The sequence below is a fragment of the Shinella curvata genome (assembly GCF_022899935.1).
Classification (GTDB): Bacteria; Pseudomonadota; Alphaproteobacteria; order Rhizobiales; family Rhizobiaceae; genus Shinella; species Shinella curvata.
Map to the genome: position 1 here is coordinate 196318 of NZ_JALJCJ010000005.1, position 20767 is coordinate 217084.

Sequence of the window (20767 nt, forward strand, 5' to 3'; positions counted from 1 at the left end):
GGAGGCAAAGCACGTGCGGGCGGACGCGACAGAAAAAGACGATGATTGGCGTATACATGCGGGAAGCGGCGCGTTCTATGCTGCGACAGCCATCCCGATGTCCTACTTCTTCTACCTCCTGCCGGCGCAACTGCGTCAGTATGAGCATTCGGCGGAAACAATAGGTCTGCTGGCGCTTGTTTACCTGCCGTATGCGCTGCGGGTTCTCTGGGCGCCGCTGGTCGACGGCTGGTGCCATCATCGACCAGCAAGATATCGGACGGTGATGATAGCGGCCGTCCTTGCCGCAGCAGCCGGCACGCTCGGATTGGGTGCAGTGGAGCCCACGCAGGATGTTGCGGCGATCATCCTGATCGCATTTACAATCTTCATTGCCTTATCCACCGGGACCACTGCGCTAGATGGCTATACGATCGCCATGCTCGGCAGTATGGCCCGACGCCGTGCCAGCATCGCGCAAACGGTCGGTTTCACGACCGGCGGAATCGGGCTGGGCATCGGTGCGATGCTCACCGACGGATTTGAGTGGAGAGCAGTCACCACGTTGATCGCAGTAACGATGCTGGTCGCGGCCATTCCGGTCCTGCGAATGCCCGGAAACCGGCGGCAGGCAATTCCACCAGCGGAACAAGCCGATGGGGTGGGAGACAGGCGCGGCCTCCTCGATTTCTTCCGTCGGGTGGAAACACGTCGGCTGCTTCTGTTATCGCTTCTCGTGAAATTGGGCGTGGGCATGATCGCCGGATATCTCCCCGTGTGGCAGGTAGACGCGGGTGTATCGGCGAGCCAGGCTGGGTTCTTCGGCGCGGTCGGAAGCAATATTCTTGGCCTGTTGATGGCCTTGACCAGCGGCTATTTTCTGCTGCGCTGGGACGGTTGGCGGATAACCGCCGGGCTATGTGTACTTGCTGCTGTTGTTTTTGCTTTCGTGGGGTTGTTCCACACGGTGCTGGCGGGGCCGGTTATGGCCGTGTCCATGTCGCTCGTTTTCCTATCCATAGGCTATGCCTACATCGCGCCATTCAAGGCGTTATCGCTGGATTTAAGCGATAGCGAACAGGCCGCGACAAAAGCGGCAATGTTGGCTTCGTTTGATTTGACCCTGTCGATATTGGCGGCCTCCGTCTCCGGTTTTCTCGTTGCCGTGCTCGGCTTCGGAAATTTCCTCTGGGTGTCTGCGGCCCTGTGCCTTGCCGGTGCCGGCACTGCCTTTGCGGCGTCAAGGAACCGCCGCTGCTTCACGAAATCCGAATATACAAATGAAAGGTTGGGCTGACGTGCTGATATACAATGCCAGGATTGCTTTGCTCGCAACTTCAATGCTGACCGGGATGGCTACGGCATTCCATACAATGCCAGCCGCGGCCCAGGATCCGGGAGATGAAGACGTCACCGTCCTGGAGCCCGTTACCGTGACTGCGAGAAAACGGGAAGAACGGCTTAAGGATGTGCCGATATCGGTCCATGTAGAGAGTGGAAAGGCACTCGAACAGCGACGGGCATTCGACGGGCAGTCGGTGATGCGTGAGGTGCCGGGGGCCAGCCTGGGCACATTTGGCGACCGATCCAATGGTTTTGTTGTCATGCGTGGCGTCGCCCCCATCCTGTCACCGCTAAGCCCGGATGACAGCTCCGTCCTGACATTCATCGACGGGATGCCATTGCCCATCGGGGCGTCGTTTTCGTCGCCATTCATCGACCTCGAGCGGGTTGAGATACTGAAGGGACCACAAAACACCCTGTTCGGGCGCAACACGTCAGGTGGTGCGATCAACCTTATTCCAGCGGAGCCGACACACGAGTTTAGCAGCTCCATCCTGGGTGAGTTCGGGACGGATGGACTTTATCGGACCGAGGCAATGGTCAACGGCTCCATCCTGCCCGACGTACTGGCCGGGCGGCTGGCTCTGCGGCGTTCCTCGATCGATGGGCACATCGACAACATCGCTGGCGACACGTTGGGTGCGGATGACAGCTGGGTAGGTAGGGGATCACTCCTCTTCACGCCCACGGACGATACACGCTGGCTCATGAGCTTCCTGGGTGAAGACACGAACACGACGCCGACCACTTATATCGCCTATCGGCCGGAAGGGGAGAAGCTCGCTGCGCAGAACGTCACGATGGACGACACACGGATGTACGCCATCAATTCGCGCTTTGAGCATGATTTCGAGACAATGATGCTGACGGTCCAGACCGGGTACTCGCGCCTGCGCAACAGCAACTACTACAACTATCCGGATGCTAATATCGCTAGTGACTTCAGCGGTTTGCCGCCCGAGATGTTCCTCGATCCCGCAACGAACTTCATCGGCTGGGAAAAACGGGATACGCGACTTTCGCAAGAGGTTCGCCTCTCCTCGTTACCCGGTTCCGACATCGCCTGGGTAGGTGGTATCTCGCTGTATCGGGATAAGGCCGAACGCATACGTCCGGTCGAGATGTGGTATTTCGGGCCATCGGCGACTGGCACATCCACCTATCAACAGACGACGATCGGCAAGGCGATTTTCGGCGAAGCGACATTTCCGGTGGCGGACCGTCTCAAGCTGACGGTCGGCGCGCGAGCCACGCATGAATCGAAGGATTTCAACGGCGAGTTCTTCAGCGACGGGTCGAATGGCGCGGTTCCATATTTCGCGGAGAACGGACAGCAAAGCTATTCCTTTTTCACCGGCCGGGCCGCGCTCTCCTACGAGTGGTCACCGGAGATGATGACCTATGCCAGCATTTCGCGCGGCTACAAGAGCGGCGGTTATGCCATCAACAATTCCCTTGTCTGGGGTGGCGTGGCGAGAAATCCCTACGAATCCTCGACGGTGATCAGCTACGAGGCCGGCGTGCGGTCGTCATGGCTCGATGAAGAGTTGCAGTTGAATGGTGCCGTCTTCCTCAATGATATGCGTGACGAGCAGATGCAGACCTGGGACTACACCAATTTTACGGGTAGCGGCGTAAATCTGGATGCCCGCAGTGCAGGCTTGGAGCTGGATGCCAGCTACCGGCTTTCGCCCAACTGGACGCTGGATGGAGGGCTTGCATACACATTCAGCGAACTTCGGCACGTTTCCGCCGAAGCGGCAGCGGCACAGGATGGCCTCAAAGACGGCAACTGGCTGCCTACGGTGCCCCGCTGGTCGGGCAAGGCTTCGATAAACTATCAGGCGGAAGGCAGCGAACTTGGATTGAACGGTATGCTGGCCGACAAGATGTTCAATGCCCGGCTTTCGTACAACTTTATCGGAACGCGCTATACGGATGCATCCAATTTTGGAAAGCTTGAGCCCGCCCATATCGTTTCCGCAAGGCTGGCTGTCGACTGGGGAGGTGGCGAAGCCTACCTTTTCGGCGACAATCTTCTCAACCGGGAATTCATGACCATCAAGGAACGCATGGGCACCGATGCTGCCGGTGCTCCCGTGTTTGGTGTCTCCTACGCGCGGGGCATGACCTTCGGCGCAGGCGTGAACTTGCGGTTCTGAGAGCATGACGACGCAAGCCGGGGAGTCCCAGCAGGTCAACTATCTGGCAAGTCTCCAGCTTTTTGCACCGCATCTGCGCGGCTCACGGATTAAATTCGTGGCCGCCGTCATGCTCGCAGTTATAGCTGTCTTTCTGGAACTGCTGCCGATATGGGCGGCATATCGACTGCTCAGCGACGCCATCGTCGGTGAACTGGAATGGCCAGAGGCAATCAAACTCGTAAGCTTCACAGCCGTTGCGACAGCTTCAGGCTTTGTCGCAATGGGCAGCGCTCTCGCTCTTTCCCACATCGTCGCTTTTGACGTCATCTATCGACTGCGGTCCGCTCTCGCCCGTCATATGGCCACCCTGCCGCTTGGCCTCTTCGCCACAAGGCGCAGCGCTGATGCAAAGAGACTCATTGTCGATGGGCCGGAACAGTTGGAGGCAGTCATCGCCCATGGGCTTCCCGAAGGTATCAGCGCAGTGGCGAGCTGGATCGCGGTCTCGCTCTGGCTGTTTGCAATGGACTGGCGCATGGCACTCGCCACGATATTCGTAACGCCGATATCCTTGGCCCTGCTGGCGTTCGCCACCGCAAGAGGCGGGCGTCGGATGGCCGCCTATCAGGCGGCGAATGCACGAATGAATGCTGCAACCAGCGAGTATCTGGCAGGCATGCCGGTCGTCAAAATTTTCAACCGCACCGGCGAAAGCTTCAAGGACGTCAGTGACGCGGTATGCGACTACGCCCGGATCGAAACCGCCTGGGGTCGTGACTATCTTCCGATGGGCAGCACGTCGCAGACCCTCGCGCTCGCCAACATCGTGTTTATTCTGCCCATAGGGATGATCCTGCTGCAAGCGGGATCGCTCGACCTCGGCACGTTGCTCTTCTTCGTCATTCTCGGCGCCACATACAGCCAGCCACTTCTGCGGATGTTCAATCAGCTTCACCCGATTGCCCATATCAGCACCGATGCCATGGAGATCATAGAGTTCCTCGCACTGACACCACAGGCGGACATCGGCAAACCATCGAGCCTTGCCCATCATGATGTCACTTTTGAGCGGGTCTGCTTTGGCTACGAGGGAAAAGAGGTCCTGCGCGACATTTCGTTCACGGCGAAAACCGGGGAGGTAACGGCGCTGATCGGCCCTTCCGGCTCGGGCAAGAGCACGATTGCCAGCCTCATTCCTCGGTTTCATGACGTGCAACACGGCCGTATCACCATCGGCGGGATTGACGTTCGGGATATGAGGCTCGAACAGCTGTTGGACACGGTCGCCTTTGTGTTTCAGGACACGTTTCTGTTTTCCGAAACCATTGCGGCGAACATTCGCTTCGGGCGGGCCGACGCATCGGATGCCGAGGTGGCGGCGGCTGCCACAGCCGCCCGCGCCAACGATTTCATCCTCGCTCTGCCGAATGGATATCAAACTGTGATTGGTGCCAGCGGCCACCGGCTGTCGGGCGGCGAGAGGCAGCGCATCGCCATAGCACGTGCCATCCTGAAGGATGCACCAGTGATCATCCTGGACGAGGCCACCGCTTTCGCCGACCCGGAGAATGAGGCGCTTATCCAGGACGCGCTTGGTGCCCTCAGCAAAGGGCGGACACTGATCATGGTGGCGCATCGGCTGCATACGACCCGGTTCGCCGAACAGATACTGGTGGTAGCCGACGGGAGCATAGCCGAGTGCGGCCGGCATGACGACCTGCTCACCCGCAACGGGCGGTACACTCGCCTCTGGAACGACTACATCGACACGGGGACCGGCATGGCAAGATCCTCCGACGGAGGCATCGCATCATGATGAAAGCCGGCAACCGAAAAAGCCATGCGGGCCACTCCAAAAGCTCCGACTATCATCGATTGCAGCGCCTGTGGAGCCTGGCAGGCCGGCAACGGGATGGGGTGCTGCGCGGAATTCTCTATCGTTTCGCTCAGTCAATCAGTCTTGGCTTTGCTCTCGTTGCCGTCATCCTGGTTGTCGAGACCACCGGAGAGGGAGGCCTGATCACCCCGACAGATTTTCTGCTTGTTACCCTGCTGCTGGCACTGTCCCTGGCCGGCCAGCTCGTGTTCGGTTATCTGGCTTCGGCCAACAGCTGGACGGCAAGCTTTCAGGTGAGCAGAGATCTGAGATTGTCAATACTCGACCGCCTGCGCGCTTTGCCGCTCGGACAGCATATGCCGCAACATCGCGGCGATCCGGTCACCCTCGTCACTTCGGATATAAAGGTGGTGGAGACGTTCCTGGCCGATGCACTTCCGCGGCTGGCACAGGCATTCGGCATTCCGGTTGTGGCCATCGCTCTGCTGGTCTGGGTCGATGTCGGGCTTGCGATGGTTGCCCTTGTATCAATCGTCCTGTCTGCTCCAGTATTCCTCTGGTCGAGCCGCAGGCTGGCAGCCCTCGCCTTGCGGAGGCAGGATCTGCAGGCGGAAGCATCAGCCCGAATGATAGAATATGCGCGGGGCATCGCCGTCATCAAGGCGTTCAACCGGATCCACGCCGGCCAGAAAAGCTTTCACAAGGCCCTGATCGACTTTCGCGATGTATCTGTCCGCATCGTGCATCATCTGGTCTTCCCTCTGATCGCCTTCGGCGTCGTCCTCACGACCGGCGTCCCGCTGCCTATCTTTGTAGCGTGCTTGCGTTTTTTCGACGCAGATATCGACCAGAATACCCCGACTGTCGCCATTGTTCTCGTCTTCTCGATCTACACACCGCTCCTTTCCTTGATCGGCGTCATGGAGATTTCCCGTCTTGCGGATGCAGCGCTCGTCCGCTTCGACCGGATCATGATGCAGACGCCGCTGCCCCAACCATGTTTTCCGAGCGAGCCGCGCGGCTTTGCACTGAAATTCGATCGCGTGCAGTTCGCATACGGCCTTGGGCAACCGGTGCTGAAACAGGTTACATTCGAGGTGCCCGAAAAATCCGTGACGGCGATTGTCGGACCCTCCGGCGCTGGAAAAAGCACTCTTCTCAATCTGCTGCCGCGCTTCTTCGACGTGGATGACGGCGCCATTCTTATTGGTGGCGTCGATGTGCGTGAAATCTCAGCCGAGCGGCTGAACGACTTGATAACCGTTGTGTTCCAGGAGGTTTATCTGTTCTCGGGTACGATCCTCGACAACATAGCGATCGGCCGAATGGGAGCAGATGAGGTTGATATCCGGGCCGCAGCGAAAGCAGCCCTGGCCCATGATTTCATCATGGCGCTGCCTGACGGATACGCCACCAGGGTCGGCGAGGGAGGGTCCCGGCTCTCCGGCGGCGAACGACAGCGTATCTCGATCGCACGTGCAATCCTAAAGGATGCCCCGATCGTCCTGCTCGACGAAGCAACGGCCGCGATCGATGCGACCAGCGAGCGTGAAATCCAGCGAGCCCTCTCGCACCTGGTTCAGAACAAGACCCTTGTTGTGGTGGCGCACAAGCTTTCGACCATCAGACACGCACACCAGATCATTGTGTTGGACCAGGGCGGCGTCGTCGAAATCGGATCCCACGAAACGCTCGCCGAAGCCGGCGGTCTCTATCAGAGGCTTTGGCGCCGGCGTCTTCAATCGTCAAATTGGCGCGTAACCGACGCTAATCTATCAGCCGCCAAATGAATCATAAACGTTTTGCTCTTGAAGAGAATCGACCCCGAGCCAGTGAGGTTGCGGACGTCGATGATCTTTTCGCTCATCGGACTTTGCTCCTCGCATAATGACACTCGATGCGTGACTGGAGATTTCGACTTGCCGCTTCCAAAACGGGAATGATTTCCCATGGCGGATTTGAGCCGAAAGCGAGTTAGATCTGGTCGATGAAGTGGCAGGCTGACGGCTATACTCTCTCCCAGTACCAAGCGACATACATGTTTTTGCGATCGTGCTGACGTGTTTTGAGGCACGCTCGAATGGCGCGGATATCATCCCTTTCACACGCAGCCCATACAAATGCTCCATCCTCCAAGTTAGCGATGGCCTTCTTCGCCTCCCCTAGGAGATAACCGGAAGCGTGCTCACCCTTGGCATCACGATGCAGCCAGCGGACGTCGAGGATGCCGCCGGTGGGAAGCGGCTGTTCTTCGGCCTCATTCTGAACTTCAATCATCGCCTGCATGCGCGTTCCCGCCGGCACCTCGGCGACGATGCGGGCGATGGCCGGCAATGCGCTTTCATCGCCGATGAACAGGATCGATCCCGCCGACGGCAGATCGCCGCCGCCCGGTCCGAGAAGGGCGGCCACTTCCCCGGGCTGCGCGTCGCGAGCGAAATCCGCGCCCGGCGTTGCCACACCGGGGGTGGGATGCTGCAGGAAGTCGATCCACACTTCCCGTCGGTCGGCATCGACGGCGCGGATTGTGTAGACGCGCACCAGCAGCGCATCCTCGCCTTCCGGCCATGCGATGCGGCCGTCGTCCCGGAAGCCGGGCCAGACAGGTGTCCTGCCTTTCGGTGGCACCAGCAGGCGGACATGCATATCGCCACCCACGAAAGGCGTAACATCCGCACAGGAGAAGATGACGCGGCGCATATGCGGCGTCACGTCCTCGGCGGAAACGACCCTGACTTCATGCAGGTTCGGCAGCGCCGACAGGGAGGTCGGCTCCGACCACGTCAATTCGAAGGGCTGGTCCTCGGCGAAGTAGAAGAGATGTTCCGCAAGGATCGTGCGGCTCATCTCCAATGCCTCCTGTGTCGGGCAGTCGAGATCAATTAGCAGACGGCTCGCGTCGATGCGGATATGGGCGAGGCCGACACCGCTTTTCAAGAGGGCCACGTCGCCGGTCCGCTCCACATCGGCATGTTCGATGAAGTGCTCGCATATCTCGTCGAGCATGCCGGCGGCATTGCTGGGAACGGCAATGCCCGAAAGCTTGAAGGACGACATCTCGTTCATGCGCGTTTCTCCTGTTGCGACGGACGGCCCGTCTCGTCATCGATGACCGCGGCCATCCGGTGCCGGCCGATCGGCAGCATGATGGGACGGCCGGATATGGGGTCGGTGATAACCCGGTTTTCAAGGCCAAAAACCTGCCGCACGGTCTCCTCCGTCAGCACCTCTTCGGGCGTGCCTGATATATGCACGCGGCCGGATGCGAGGGCGACGAGATGGTCGGCATAGCGGGCAGCGAGATTGAGATCGTGCAGGACCATGACCACGGTCGTGCCGCGCGTGTGGTTCAGGTCGGTCAGGAGATCGAGCACCTCGATCTGATGGTTGATGTCCAGAAAAGTCGTCGGCTCGTCGAGCAGCAGGATATCCGTCTGCTGCGCCAGCGCCATGGCGATCCAGACGCGCTGGCGCTGGCCACCGGAGAGCTCGTCGACCGGTCGCTCGGCAAGATCGAAGGTTTTTGTGGCCGAAAGCGCGCTGTCGACCGCCTCGTCGTCCTGCCGCGTCCAGCGGGAAAACAGGCTCTGGTGCGGATGCCGCCCGCGGCTGACCAGATCCGCAACCGTTATGCCTTCCGGGGCGATCGGCGATTGCGGCAGGAGGCCCAGTGTCCGGGCAAGATCGCGCGAGGGCATGCGGTGGATGGACTTGCCATCCAGCAGCGCCTGGCCGGCCGTCGGCACGATCAGCCGCGATATGGTGCGCAGGAAGGTGGACTTGCCGCAGGCATTTGCGCCGACAATCACGGTAATCTTGCCGGGGGGCACCGTGAGGTCGAGGCCGTGGAGGATTTCGGTGTTGTCGTAGCCGGCCGAAAGGCCGCTGGCGACGAGCAGATGATCGGTCACAGCGTGCCTCCGATCCGGTTAACGCGAATGATCAGGTAAATCAGGTAGGGTGCCCCGAGCGCGCCTGTCACGACGCCGACCGGGTACCGTCCGGGCAGAAGGTGCTGACCGATGTAATCGGCCGCAAGAACGAGAGCTGCCCCCGTCAGCGCGGAGGGGATCAGCGGCGATCCGCCGTTTTTGACGATGCGGCCGGCGATCGGTCCCGAGAGGAAGGCGACGAAGGCGATCGGTCCCGTTGCGGCGGTAGCAGACGCGATAAGGCCGACGGCCGCGATGATCACCAGCATGCGAGTTTGCGCCACGCGGGTGCCGAGCGCTGCCGCCATATCGTCGCCCAGACGCAGAGCATCCAGATCGCGGCTGCGGCTGAGGAGAAGGCCCCCAAACACCAGGAGCGCAGAGAGGAGCGGCAAGGCCTGGTCGAGCTGCGCGCCGTTGACGCTTCCCGTCAGCCAGCGCATGGCTTCCTGCAGGCTCCAGGCGGGAGCGGATTGCAGGATGTAGGCTATGACGCTCTGCAACATGGCCGAGACGCCGATACCGACCAGAATGAGCCGCGTGCCAGCGACGCCGTTGCGGAATGAGAGGCCGTAAACGAGCATCGCGACGCCGAGCCCCGCCACGATGGCGAAGACCGAGACCATCGGACCGCTCATGGACAGAACAACGATGGCAAAGACCGCCGCCGCTCCGGCACCCGAGGTGATGCCGATAATATCAGGGCTGGCGAGCGGATTGCGCAACATGACCTGGAAGGCGACGCCCCCAAGCCCGAAGCAAAGCCCGGCGAGGACCGACATGACGGCGCGCGGCAGCCGCAGTTGCCCCACGCTGAAATCGGCGCCCGGCACTGGTTCGCCGAGCAGCACCCGCAAGACCTCGCCGGGTGGCGTGATGGTCTTCCCGATCGACAAGGTGACCGCAAAAATCGCCACCACGAGCGCCAGCAGTCCGGCGAGCACGACGGCATAGCGACGCACCCGCTCCCGGCGATTGGCGATGACGACGTCGATGGTGGCGTTCTGCATGGTCACAGATCCCTCACCCGTTGCCGCCTGACGATCCAGATGAAGAAGGGCGCACCGATCAGGGCGGTGACAATGCCGACGTCGATTTCCGCAGGACGGGCGACGATCCGTCCCAGCACGTCGGCTGCCAGAAGCAGGCAGGCGCCGCCAAGCGCCGAGAATGGCAGCAGCCAACGATGATCGACGCCAACCACAAGTCGGCAGACATGCGGTACGACGAGACCGAGAAAGACGATCGGCCCGCATACCGCCGTCGTCCCGCCGCACAGCAGAATGGCGCCCAGCGACGCGACGGCCCGAGCAACCGCAACGTTTTCGCCAAGTCCGGCGGCCAGCTCATCGCCGAGCGCGAGGGAATTCAGCTTTCTGGCCGACAGGAGACTGATGGCAAAGCCGGCAAGCAGGAACGGCAGGACCGGAACAAGGCGCTCGTAGGTCGCGCCGCCGACACCGCCGATCTGCCAGGAGTGGATGCCGCCGGCGATATCGCCGCGTGGCAGCACGATCGCGATGACCAGGGAGGCGAAGGCGACGGAGGTCGCGGCTCCGGCAAGGGCCAGCTTGAGCGGCGTCGCCCCGCCCCGCCCGAGCGAGCCGATGGCATAGACGAAGATCGCGGCACAGCCTGCACCGACGATGGCCGTCCAGATATAGGCATAGACGGATGACATGCCGAACCAGGCAACACCGACGACGACGGCGAGCGACGCGCCCATATTGACGCCGAGAATGCCGGGATCGGCGAGCGGATTGCGGGTCACGCCCTGCATGATCGCCCCCGCCAGGCCCAGCGCGCCGCCTGCGATCAGGGCCAGCAATGTCCGGGGAATACGCAACGCGACCGCCGCGCGGCCGATCGTGTCTTGCGCGCCACCGAGTGCGGCCGCGACATCAGCCCAGGCAACATCGCGTGTTCCGACCGTGACCGAGAGGAACACAAACAGTGCGAGAAGAACGAAAAGCCCCGCCAGCCAGAGGCTTCTCGTTCGGTTGGAACCGGATGCGGCCGACCACCGCGGCTTCGATGTGTTGAGCGTGGCGGCGGTCATTTCGACTTCTTGGCCGCCTCGCTCAGCAGAGTCACATAGTCTTTCAGAACCCAGCGAATGGAGAGCGGGGTCGGGTTGGCGCCGGTGCCGACCGCATTGTTGCCGAGCATGACAATCGATTCCTCCGCCACGGCCGGCATATGCAGCATCAGAGCATTGGCTTTCAGGGCGTCAAAAAGCTTGCCGTCGCCATAGGTGACGAGGATATCGACATCGTCGAAGGCATCGATCTCTTCTGCGCTGACAGAGCCTGCGAACTTGCCCGGCTGCGAGGCTTCAACCACGCTTTTTGGCGAGGTGAGACCGAGATCGGCGAAGAACCGCACCCTCGTGTCATTGGTCGTGTAGAAGTTGACGGTGCTGAGATCCCAGGAACTCAGATGCGTGATGAACATCGCCGACTTTCCCTTGAGTTCTGGATACCCGGCGAGCACGGAGGCAATGTCGGCCTCGATGCCGGCGATCAACGCCTCCCCTTCCGCGGCCATGCCGATGCCGGCGCTGTCCAGCCGGATCGTCTCCCGCCAGTCGGTAGACCAGGGCGCCTGTGGATAGGCGATGACAGGGGCGATTGCGCTCAGTGTGTCATAGTCCGCCTGCGTCAGACCGGAATAGGCGGCGAGGATGACATCCGGGCGCGTCGCGGCAACTGCCTCGAAATCGATACCGTCGCCTTCGTCGAACAGGGCTGGTGTCTCGGCCTTGAGTTCGCCCAGCCGCGCGGCGACCCACGGCAGAACGCCATCGCCATCATCGTCACCGAAGTTGGCGCGCGCCATGCCGACGGGAACGATGCCAAGCGCCAGCGGCACCTCATGGTTTGCCCAGGCGACCGTTGCCACCCGCTCCGGTTTCTTTTCAATGACCGTGGTGCCGAAGGCATGTTTGATGCTGATGGGGTAGGAAGCGCTCTCGGCGGCCAACGCGGCTTTGCCCGCGCAGATGAGAACGAAGATCATCATTGCCAACCCGGCAAAACGAAGCCGCTTCATCATCCACTCCATTCAATGCGATAAGTTGACCCCAAATCTCAGCTTAATTCCGCGACGTCAACGGCGCAGCAGCCAATCCGAAGAAAGTGCGTTGAGATTTCCGGCGGATCGTACAAAACCGGGGGAATATACAATACTAGACAAATATCCTCCAGTTAATAGCGGATCATCGGGACAAGGCCTTCAGGCGGGGGACCGGTCGGACGGGGCGTCATGCGCCCTCGCCAGCCGGACGCATGGGGCCCGGTCGCATCAGCAGCTACGTAATTGGAACATGACCATGGATATCGATCAAAAAGGCCGTTGCGCAACACGGACGCCGATCCGCTTCCGAAACGCGCGTCTTCTCGGTTGCACGGCGCTTATCGCCCTGACGCCAGTCCTGTCGTTTGCGCAGGATGCCGCCACGACAGAGAACGGGACGACAGCACTGGAAGCGGTCGTGATCGAGACATCCCGCGGGACCCTACTCAACACGCAGAACGATTCGAAATCGATCGTCGCGACCCAGACGACCGGCACCGGCAGGATGCCAACAGATATCCTCGTTGCGCCTGCTGCGGTCTCCGTCATCACTTCGAAGGAAATCCAGGAGCGCGCTGCCGATACCGTCGAGCAGGTCGTGCAATACACGGCCGGCGTCGTGACCGACTTCTACGGCTCGGATGACCGTTTTGACTATTTCGACATTCGCGGCTTTACTCCCTACACCTTCCGGGATGGCCTCGCCATCGGCCGGACATTCGCAGGCGTTCGGGAAGAACCCTATGCCTATGAGCGAATCGAAGTCCTGAAGGGTGCGAGTTCTTCGAGCTTCGGCGCAGCCGAGCCGGGCGGTTCGGTCAACTATGTGACCAAGACACCCAAGAGCGAGCGCTTCGGCGAAGTCTATGGTACGGGCGGCTCCTTCGCCCACAAGGAACTGGGTTTCGATTTCGGTGACAATATCACCGAGGACGATACGCTCTCCTATCGTCTGACGGGTAAATTCCAACGCGCCGACGCGGAATATGACTACTCCCAAAATGACGAAAATTTCATCATGGGTGGCCTGACCTGGCGCCCGACGGATGCCACGAGCCTGACATTCGTCTTCGACCATCTCGACAAGGACGGCGTTCCAGGCAGCGGTGGCCACCCGCTCGGCACGGATTTCGACCGCGACGTGTTCTTCGGCGAGCCGGACTATTATTTCAGCGAGACGAACCGCAACAGCTACAGCGTGTTGTTCGACCACGATTTCGGCAACGGCCTGAGCTTCAGCTCCAATGCCCGCTACAGCAATCTGAACGACGGTTTCGGCAGTGCCTATATCGGCAGCACGCCGACTGATGGCTCAACGGTTGCCGGCCGCTACTTCTTCGGCAACGAGAAATCGACCGAGCAGTTCGTCATCGACGCGCACCTGATGTACGAAGCGAATTTCAACGACATCGAGAGCCGCACGCTTCTCGGCGCCACCTACAACAAATACGAATCCTACAGCGACAGCTATTATACGTCAGCACCGTCGATCGACTGGGAAAACCCGATCTATTCAGGCGGCCCAGGCGCGATCCCGCCCTATGCCAGCGTGAACAACGACCAGCAGACCACGGCGATCTATCTGCAGCAGGATCTGACCTTCTTCGACAGGCTGACCGTAAGTGCCGGATTGCGCAACGATTGGCTTGATCTGAGCGAGACGGATCTGCTGGCCGGCACGACGAAGGCCGCCGATCACAGCGAGTTCACGAAGAAATTCGGCGTAAGCTACAAGATTACCGACGAGCTGGCGCCCTATATCAGCTACGCCGAGTCGGTCGCCCCGCCGGCAATCGGCGCGGATCCGACGACCGGAAAGCAGTATGAAATCGGCATCAAGTATCAGCCGGATGCCTTCCCGGCCTTGATCACCGCTTCCGTATACGACCTGACGAAGGGCAACATCACCGTCTTCGACCAGGTGACCTATATCCCGCAAACCGTCGAGAAGGTCCGCCATCGCGGCTTCGAACTCGAAGCCAAGGCCGAGGTGACGAACAACATCAACATCATTGCCGCGTATAGCTATATCGACAGCAAGATCGTCGAGCCGGGCGGCGCCAATGACGGCCACCGCCTGATGCGCGTGCCGGAAAACATCGCTTCGATCTGGGGTACCTATACGCTGGAAGGCGAAGGCGGGCGCGGCGACATGACATTCGGTCTCGGTGCGCGCTATTCAGGTGCGTATTTCACCAATATCGAAAACACCAAGAAATCGGACAGCGCCGTCGTGTTCGATGCCGCCTTTACCTACAAGGTGCAGGAAAACACGACGTTCCAGCTGAATGTCAGCAATGTGTTCAACGAAAAGCATGTGGCGAGCATGGATTCCGGGGCCGTCTACTACAATCCGGGCCGCTCCATCCTCGCGACGCTGCGCCAGACTTGGTAAGAAAGACCTATCCCGCCCGTCGCTTCGACGGGCGGGATATCATGGACGCCGCAGCTGCTGCATCCGCCGCCACGCGGCAGGCGTTTCCCCGACGATCTGGCGGAAAACCTTCGTCAGATGCGCCTGATCGGAGAAGCCAAGCTGCGCGGCGATGCTGGCGACGGGAAGCCCACTTTCACGAAGCAACTGCTTCGAACGCTCGACCCGTTTGCCAAGCTGCCATTGCAGAGGCGTGTACCCCGTCGTCTGCTTGAAAACATTTGCAAACCAGCTTTCGGACAGCCCGACGACCGCCGCCATGTCGGCAACGGACATGCGATAGTCCCCCAGATCATCGACATGGGCGAGGAGCTTGTTCATCTGGCCCTGCGTCAGCCGGCCGCTGACCCGCTCCTCGCTTTCCGAGGGAATATCCAGAAGACCCGCAACGATGCCGCCGATCAGGCTCTCCGCATAGACCGCGTGCCGGGAGGGACTTTTGATCTCATCCGCCAACAGCTTGGCCAGGGCATCGATCGCCGCCACATCCTGCAGTTCCACCGGGCGGCGCAACGCTGTCTGCGCCGCAGACGTCCCGACGGATGGCGTCAGGTAGCGAAGCACCCGATCTCTATGAAGATGGAGATTGAGGTGACTGAAGCTGTGGGTCTTTTGGCTTCCGGTCCACAACGGCACACCGGCGGGAACATAGACTGCCCGCGCCATGGGGCGAGAGTTCTTCGCGAAATTGTCGTCCTCATTCGAAATGCGGACATTCGACGAAACATCATTGAAGAAAAACATGATGCGAGGATCGTCGGCGAGATAATAGCCGCTGGCTCCCGCCTGGCTTTCCGCTTCCCAGAGAACGCTGACCAGCCCGTCATATTGACGCCACTGCACAGGTGATGTGACCCGAATGCCTTCGGTTTTCCATGACATGGAATGCCAAAAGCCCATCTCAGATCACTTCTTCCACCGTAAATTTGGGAAATTGTCGAGGTCGCAAACTGGAACTCTACGAACCAAACGACTGCATGAGGACCAATAACTTGACAAGTTTTATCTTGTTTCTCGAAGAATAGCAATACAAGCGAAAAAGCGGCGCAATCTTCACCCGAAGCGCTCCCACATAAACGCAGGAGGTCGCTGGCTACGCCTCGGTACATCGCCGAGAATACCGGTCGTTTGACCGGATTCGAAGCGATGCCACCTTAGTCCGAGCCAGGCACTCTAAAGCAATCTCGGTATCTTCTCAGGCTCCATTGCCGTGACAGGCACTCAGGTGGTCGCAATAGGAGCGCTCAAGCGTGACATGCCGCAAGGCATAAGCTTACCACACCGGCCGCAACCCGACTGCGAAGCCGGACAACTACATGGAGAAGACGATTGGCATCAACGTTCTCAAAGCGTTGATCACGCGGCAGGTTGCCGAGCATATGCGATTTTCGCGGAGTGCTACACCCTCGAAAAATAGAAAAAACTCATTGGAGAATTCGATGGTAGCGGAGGAGGGATTCGAACCCCCGACACAAGGATTATGATTCCTCTGCTCTAACCTACTGAGCTACTCCGCCGACCGAAGGACGATTGGACCGTGGTCCGTTTTCCGTCCGGTGCGCGGCTTATAAGGGGCGGCTCCCGCGGGTGTCAAGCGACCTTTGCAGGAAAAATCGCTTTGTCCGCAAAGGCCTGGGTAGACCCGGCTTTTCAGGCGGCGGCCGGGGTGGCGAGGATGCGCTTCAGCGCGTCTTCGGCGGCCGCTTCCCGTTCCGAGCGCTGGATGAAGCCGCCGCCATAGATGCGGGCGTCCTCGCCTTCGCCCGAATAGAGCGCGCAGGCCTGGCCGGGTGCTACACCGGCTTCGCCTTCGGAAAGCTCGACATAAATGCCGTGCTCGTTGGAAGCGAGGCGAGCGGGGCGCGGCGGGCGCGTGGAACGAACCTTGGCATAGCAGCCGAAGCCGCCGGCAGCCACGGCCGCAAGGTCGCCATCGCCGAGCCAGTTGATGTCTCGCAGATAGAGGCGGCGCGTTTCCAGCGCTTCCTTGGGGCCGACAATGACGCGGCGCGAGCGGGCGTCGAGATAGACGACATAGAGCGGCTCGCCGGTCGCGATGCCGATGCCGCGGCGCTGGCCGATCGTGTAGTGCAGGATGCCATCATGGCCGCCCAGCACACGGCCATCGATATGCACGATCTCGCCGGCCAGAGCCGCATTCGGCTTCAGCTTGTTGACGATATCGGTGTATTTGCCCTGCGGCACGAAACAGATATCCTGGCTGTCGGCCTTCTTGGCGACGACGAGGCCCATCTCTTCGGCGAGCGCGCGGGTCTCGGCCTTAGAGAGATGGCCGAGCGGGAAGCGCAGGTAATCGATCTGCTCCTGCGTCGTGGCGAACAGGAAATAGCTCTGGTCGCGCTCGGCATCGACGGGGCGATAGAGCGCGCGGCGCTCCGGCGCGTCCGGCTGCGGATTGGGTCGCGAGCGGATATAGTGACCGGTGGCGAGCGCGTCGGCTCCCAATTCCTTGGCGGTGGCCAGCAGGTCGGCGAACTTGACGGTCTGGTTGCAGGCAACACAGGGGATCGGTGTTTCGCCGGCGATGTAGCTTTCGGCGAAGGGATTGATTACCGTTTCGCGGAAACGCTTTTCATAGTCGAGAACATAGTGCGGGATGCCGAGCGTTTCGCAGACGCGGCGCGCATCGTCGATGTCCTGGCCGGCGCAGCAGGAGCCGGCGCGGTGCACGGCGGCACCGTGATCGTAGAGCTGCAGGGTGATGCCGAGAACGTCATAGCCCTGGCGTTTCAGGATACCGGCCACGACGGAACTGTCGACGCCGCCCGACATGGCGACGACGACACGGGTATCTTCCGGCTTGCGATCGAAATCGAGACTGTTCACGCGAGGTCCGTTCCGGTGGTGCGGCCTCTGCCACGACACACCTTGGCTTGGGGCCGAAACCGGCCGTTGCAGCGCTCCGCAATGTCGGAGCGTCCTTCGGGCGACATATAGAAACTTGCCGCACCGAGAGCAAGAGAAGGCCGGAAACCTCGTCTTTCCGGCCACGCAGGAGATTGCCCTTCCGGTCCGCGGGAGGGGCAGATCACAGCGTAAAGGAAAATCAGATGAGACGCAGGCGCAGCGCGATCGCGATCGCCTGCATGCGATTGACCGCCTGCAGCTTACGGGTCGCGCTCTTGAAGTAGCTGCTGACCGTATAGACCGAGATGCCGAGGATGATGGCGATCTCGTCGCTGCTCTTGCCAGCCGCCGCCCAGCGCAGGCACTCGACCTCGCGGCTCGAGAGCTTTTCCCGGCCGGCAGTGGCTGCGACAAAGGTCTTTTCGAGGCATTCGAACAGTTGCAACGCTGTAAAATGCAGTTCCGTCAGCTCGGCGCGGGCAAGCGGAGCACGCGTACCGGAAAACACCATCAGATAGGGATCACCGGTCGTGGAATGCAGAAGGAAGGCGGTAGATGATGTCAGGCCGTGGCTCTCGGCCAGCGCGATTGCGCTTCCGGCCTGGGTGTTTTCCCAGTCAGAGGGCGCCAGAAGCGTGTTGTCCCCCTGGATGGGCAGCTTGGTCATGCCGGCTTCGATAGCGAGCCGGCTGATATGGAACAGCGCCATCGCATCATATTTGCGCACGAGATCGGCCGGCCAGTTGCTGACGAGCAGACGCTCGGCAAACCGCTGCTGCTCGTTGGCCGGAAAGCGCGAGACCAAAAAGTGGCTGAACCGGAAGTGGTTTGCGCACTGGCGCATCAGGTGCAGCACTTCGTATTCGGTCTGCACGGCCTCCAAATTCGCCGTGGACAAGAATTCGGGCGACCAGCCCTGCTGCAGCAGCATGTTGTCTGGATCTCTCATTTTCCGTTTCCAACAGCCGGCGCGCCGCGCCGGGCTCGTGTGCATTCTCGGTCCGGAAAATCTTGGAGCATCCCTGATGCGGCAGCGTCAAAAAACGCCACAGCCGCCGTGTTCCCCAAGGGAAACAGCGCGCGGAAGGAATTCATGTGGATGCTTCCAGGGAGCTCCGGTGGCATCGACACGATACCGCCCCCTTAAATTTGGGGGCGTATTAGCAGTATTTGAATAAAATGGAAATGAAATATTTGCATGGCTCCCATGCGGTGACCGCGAACGAGCCTTTTGCCCAACGTAGCGGAAACCAATGCTTTGCGAGGCGAGCGCCAAGTGCGAAGCCGCTCAAAAGATTAGAAAATTGTTAGTGTGCGCTTAGGCAAATCTTAAATGTGGCGGGCTAGAGTTCCCGCATATGGTCTTGAGTTTATGTAGAGAGTCCAATGACCGAACTGATACGACCCCGCGTTAAATACGTCATCGGCCCCGATGGCAGCCCACTGACGATCGCCGATTTGCCGCCAGCCGACACGCGGCGCTGGGTGATTCGGCGGAAGGCAGAAGTCGTCGCCGCCGTGCGTGGCGGGCTTTTGAGCCTCGAAGAAGCCTGTGAACGCTATACGCTGACGGTCGAAGAATTCCTGTCCTGGCAGTCCTCCATCAACGATCATGGCCTTGCCGGTCTGCGCACCACGCGCATCCAGCAGTATCGCCACTAGACCCATTCTGGATCAAGACCCCAGCGGCCGCGTTTGACGCGGCCGCTGTTTTATTGCGCCCTGCGGCTCAATGCGGCCTGAGCTTCATCTGCAGAAGGCCCGTCATGATCGCCGACGCCGCATAGAACCACAGGCCGGGCTGCGTGAAGGCGGAGGCCATGCCGCTCGTCTTGGCGGCAACGATGACCAGCGCCACCAGCATCACATCCATCATCGACCATTTTCCGAGCACCGGCAGCAGCCGGGAAAGCCAGCTTGCCTTGCCGCCATTTGTCTGCACGGCGGCCGTCGCCTCCAGCGCCATGCCGAAAAGCTTGACGATCGGAAAGACGATGGAAAACAACGCAACAAGTGCGGCCAGTCCGCCGCTCCCCTGCCCCCAGAGCGAGACGACGATGTCGATCAGCGACGGTGCCTCATCGAAGAAATAGAGCTTTTCGAAACGGACAAGCGGCAAAACCAGGCCGAAGGCGAGGCAAAGGCTGGAAAGAACCAGAAGGGCGGGAACGACGAGGATCATGAAAGGCTTCGCGTTTGAGTTCGCCCTGCATAGCATCCGTTTCGTTCCGATGCAGCACGGACTGTTCACATCCTCATGACTTGCCGGAGCGGACCGAACGGGAAAGGATGGCGCTAACACCATCAGCAAGGAGCAGACCATGGATATCCGCCACGAAGACAACGGCTCGAAAGGCCGCTATTCCGTCATCGTCGAAGGCCACGAGGCGGAAGTGACCTATTCGCGCGCCTCCTCGAAGCTCATCATCGTCGACCATACCGGCGTGCCGGATGCACTGCGTGGCAAGGGCGTCGGCCAGGCGCTGGCGGCCCATGCGGTGGAGGAGGCACGCAAGGGCGGCTGGAAGATCATGCCGCTCTGCCCGTTCTTCAAGGCGCAGGCGTTGCGCCACACGGACTGGGCCGACGTCGTCAACCTTTGAAATTCTCCGCAAAAAAACGCGAAGAGCCCTCGTGAGCGGTCTTGCGGCCGCTCGCGAGGGTTCTTCAGAACCGAAACGACGTCAGGCGCGAAGCCGGACCGCGTTGTCGCGCTCTTCCAGCGCAGAAGCCTTGGCGAACTCCGCCTCGGCCTCTTCCAGCGCCAGCTCCGCAGCATCCTGCTGAACCTTCAGTTCCCTGATGGAGACCTGCAGGTTGTCGGAGCGCTGCCGCGCCGCCTTGGCAAAGGTGGGGTAAGCGAAGTGACTGGGATCGGTAATCCCGGATTTCTTCTCTTCGATGGCGATCTGGCTCTCCAGCTCCTTCGACATCCGTTCGAATTCGGACATCATGAGCTGCAACTGAGACAGCTGCCTTCTTTTGTCTTTCACCTGAAATTCCTTCAGGCGAACTAGGCTCTCACGCGACTTCATACGCAATACTCCCGTGGATAGCGAGACCCCGGCATAAAGGCTGGCGCCCGCCGAACACATTGGCGAACGCTTAACCCGGCATTCCAAATCAGTGCCAAAAAGCGGTTCTCACCGCCTAT

Annotated in this window: 17 protein-coding genes and 1 tRNA gene; 7 read left to right on the forward strand and 11 right to left on the reverse strand. The window is 60.4% G+C overall.

Features of this window, described 5'->3' with window-relative positions; translation table 11 throughout:
* The first annotated feature begins 13 nt into the window (after positions 1-13).
* The 4 genes from MUU55_RS18970 to MUU55_RS18985 are packed head-to-tail and all read left to right on the forward strand — an operon-like array spanning position 14 to position 7094.
* Positions 14-1276, forward strand: coding sequence for an MFS transporter (locus MUU55_RS18970; RefSeq protein ID WP_244762337.1), 1263 nt, complete (start codon positions 14-16; stop codon positions 1274-1276).
* Positions 1260-3485, forward strand: coding sequence for a TonB-dependent receptor (locus tag MUU55_RS18975; protein WP_244762338.1), 2226 nt, complete (start codon positions 1260-1262; stop codon positions 3483-3485). The genes MUU55_RS18970 and MUU55_RS18975 overlap by 17 nt, the downstream gene beginning before the upstream one ends.
* Before the next feature lie 4 nt (positions 3486-3489).
* Positions 3490-5283, forward strand: a complete 1794-nt coding sequence (locus tag MUU55_RS18980; protein WP_244762339.1) for an ABC transporter ATP-binding protein — start codon at positions 3490-3492, stop codon at positions 5281-5283.
* Positions 5280-7094, forward strand: coding sequence for an ABC transporter ATP-binding protein (locus tag MUU55_RS18985; RefSeq protein ID WP_244762340.1), 1815 nt, complete (start codon positions 5280-5282; stop codon positions 7092-7094). The genes MUU55_RS18980 and MUU55_RS18985 overlap by 4 nt, the downstream gene beginning before the upstream one ends.
* 217 nt (positions 7095-7311) lie before the next feature.
* Here the strand turns inward: MUU55_RS18985 and MUU55_RS18990 are convergent, their stop codons facing one another.
* Genes MUU55_RS18990 through MUU55_RS19010 form a run of 5 tightly spaced genes read right to left on the reverse strand, consistent with a single transcriptional unit; the run spans position 7312 to position 12287 of the window.
* Positions 7312-8370: a DUF2218 domain-containing protein gene (locus MUU55_RS18990; RefSeq protein WP_244762341.1), complete on the reverse strand. Its 1059-nt coding sequence runs from the start codon at positions 8368-8370 to the stop codon at positions 7312-7314.
* Positions 8367-9215, reverse strand: coding sequence for an ABC transporter ATP-binding protein (locus MUU55_RS18995; RefSeq protein WP_244762342.1), 849 nt, complete (start codon positions 9213-9215; stop codon positions 8367-8369). Before MUU55_RS18995 ends, MUU55_RS18990 begins: the two co-directional genes overlap by 4 nt.
* Entirely contained in the window at positions 9212-10246 is a 1035-nt protein-coding gene (locus MUU55_RS19000; protein ID WP_280519030.1) for a FecCD family ABC transporter permease, read from the reverse strand. Before MUU55_RS19000 ends, MUU55_RS18995 begins: the two co-directional genes overlap by 4 nt.
* Before the next feature lie 2 nt (positions 10247-10248).
* Complete coding sequence (locus MUU55_RS19005) at positions 10249-11295, reverse strand: FecCD family ABC transporter permease (RefSeq protein WP_244762344.1); 1047 nt, start codon at positions 11293-11295, stop codon at positions 10249-10251.
* Positions 11292-12287, reverse strand: a complete 996-nt coding sequence (locus tag MUU55_RS19010; RefSeq protein WP_244762345.1) for an iron-siderophore ABC transporter substrate-binding protein — start codon at positions 12285-12287, stop codon at positions 11292-11294. The genes MUU55_RS19005 and MUU55_RS19010 overlap by 4 nt, the downstream gene beginning before the upstream one ends.
* A 280-nt stretch (positions 12288-12567) precedes the next feature.
* On the opposite strand from MUU55_RS19010, the gene MUU55_RS19015 reads away from it, so the two are divergent.
* On the forward strand, positions 12568-14706 hold the full coding sequence (locus tag MUU55_RS19015) for a TonB-dependent siderophore receptor (protein WP_244762346.1): 2139 nt from the start codon (positions 12568-12570) through the stop codon (positions 14704-14706).
* Between the two features lie 39 nt (positions 14707-14745).
* On the opposite strand, the gene MUU55_RS19020 is transcribed toward MUU55_RS19015, so the two are convergent.
* From MUU55_RS19020 to MUU55_RS19035, 4 genes are all read right to left on the reverse strand, one after another.
* Entirely contained in the window at positions 14746-15645 is a 900-nt protein-coding gene (locus tag MUU55_RS19020) for a helix-turn-helix domain-containing protein (protein WP_244762347.1), read from the reverse strand.
* 540 nt (positions 15646-16185) lie between these two features.
* A tRNA-Met gene (locus MUU55_RS19025) sits at positions 16186-16262 on the reverse strand.
* A 133-nt stretch (positions 16263-16395) separates the two neighbouring features.
* Complete coding sequence (gene mnmA, locus MUU55_RS19030) at positions 16396-17592, reverse strand: tRNA 2-thiouridine(34) synthase MnmA (RefSeq protein WP_303277011.1); 1197 nt, start codon at positions 17590-17592, stop codon at positions 16396-16398.
* A gap of 220 nt (positions 17593-17812) precedes the next feature.
* Complete coding sequence (locus tag MUU55_RS19035; protein WP_244762348.1) at positions 17813-18562, reverse strand: helix-turn-helix transcriptional regulator; 750 nt, start codon at positions 18560-18562, stop codon at positions 17813-17815.
* 437 nt (positions 18563-18999) lie between these two features.
* Here MUU55_RS19035 and sciP point away from each other — a divergent pair, with 437 nt between their 5' ends.
* Positions 19000-19275, forward strand: coding sequence for a CtrA inhibitor SciP (gene sciP / locus MUU55_RS19040; protein ID WP_244762349.1), 276 nt, complete (start codon positions 19000-19002; stop codon positions 19273-19275).
* A 67-nt stretch (positions 19276-19342) separates the two neighbouring features.
* Here sciP and MUU55_RS19045 read toward each other — a convergent pair whose 3' ends face one another.
* Positions 19343-19795, reverse strand: a complete 453-nt coding sequence (locus tag MUU55_RS19045; RefSeq protein ID WP_244762350.1) for a paraquat-inducible protein A — start codon at positions 19793-19795, stop codon at positions 19343-19345.
* Positions 19796-19934: 139 nt separating this feature from the next.
* Between MUU55_RS19045 and MUU55_RS19050 the strand changes: the two genes are divergently transcribed.
* Complete coding sequence (locus tag MUU55_RS19050; RefSeq protein WP_244762351.1) at positions 19935-20216, forward strand: GNAT family N-acetyltransferase; 282 nt, start codon at positions 19935-19937, stop codon at positions 20214-20216.
* Between the two features lie 81 nt (positions 20217-20297).
* On the opposite strand, the gene MUU55_RS19055 is transcribed toward MUU55_RS19050, so the two are convergent.
* Complete coding sequence (locus MUU55_RS19055; protein WP_244762352.1) at positions 20298-20648, reverse strand: flagellar export protein FliJ; 351 nt, start codon at positions 20646-20648, stop codon at positions 20298-20300.
* Between the last annotated feature and the right edge of the window lie 119 nt (positions 20649-20767).